The sequence below is a fragment of the Streptomyces sp. NPDC056222 genome (assembly GCF_042264065.1).
In the GTDB taxonomy this organism is placed as follows: Bacteria; Actinomycetota; Actinomycetes; order Streptomycetales; family Streptomycetaceae; genus Streptomyces.
In genome coordinates, this window is the sequence record NZ_JBHJTL010000237.1 from 1 (window position 1) to 1,002 (window position 1,002).

The window sequence follows — 1,002 nt, forward strand, 5'->3', positions numbered from 1 at the left end:
CCGGTCAGTTCGGCGCGTGCCGCGGAAATGACCAAGCTGCTGGAGAACATCCACCGCGCCGTCAACATCGGCCTGGTCAATGAGATGAAGGTGGCCGCCGATCGCATGGGCATCGACATCCATGAGGTCATCCGTGCTGCTGCGACCAAGCCGTTCGGCTTCGTCGCCTACTACCCGGGTCCGGGCCTTGGCGGGCACTGCATCCCGATCGATCCGTTCTACCTGACCTGGAAGGCGCGCGAGTACGGCGTGCATACGCGCTTCATCGAGCTGGCGGGCGAAATCAATTCGTCGATGCCCGACTACGTGATTTCCAAGACTCTGCTGGCGCTGAACCTGCGCCGCAAGGCGATCAACGGCAGCCGCGTGCTGGTGCTGGGTATCGCCTACAAGAAGAACGTGGACGACATGCGTGAGTCGCCGTCGGTGGTATTGATGGAGAAGCTTCGCGATCTCGGTGCGGAAGTGTCCTACAGCGATCCGCATATTCCGGTGTTCCCGAAGATGCGCGAGCACCAGTTCGAGCTGTCCAGCGTGGACATCACCGCCGACACCCTCAGCAGCTACGACTGCGTGCTGCTGGCGACCGACCACGACAAGTTCGACTATGCGCTGATCAAGCAGCACGCGTCGGTGCTGGTGGACTCCCGTGGCCGCTTCCTGGAAAGCGCCGATAACATCGTAAAGGCCTGAATCATGCGCGTATTTACCCCGCCTGTGCTGGACAGGAAGATCCGGTTCGCCCTGGTCGGCTGTGGCCGCATTGCCCAGTCCCACATCAATGCCATGCGCCAGCATGCTGATCGCATCGAGTTGACCGATGTCTGCGACGTCGACCCGGCCGCGCTGCAGAAGGCCGTCGAAGACACCGGCGCCGTTGGCCACCGCAAGCTGAGCGACATGCTGGCCAGCACGACGGCCGACATCGTCGTGCTGACCACCCCCAGCGGCCTGCATCCGGAGCAGGCAGTGGAAATCGCTGCCGCCGGCAAGCATGTGATG

The 1,002-nt window shown here is 62.7% G+C and carries 2 protein-coding genes; both read left to right on the forward strand.

Annotated elements, in window-relative coordinates:
- The coding region (locus tag ACFC0D_RS38780) for a nucleotide sugar dehydrogenase (protein WP_376446850.1) at positions 1-693 on the forward strand (693 nt) is incomplete at its 5' end.
- A 3-nt stretch (positions 694-696) separates the two neighbouring features.
- The coding region (locus ACFC0D_RS38785) for a Gfo/Idh/MocA family protein (protein ID WP_376446852.1) at positions 697-1,002 on the forward strand (306 nt) is incomplete at its 3' end.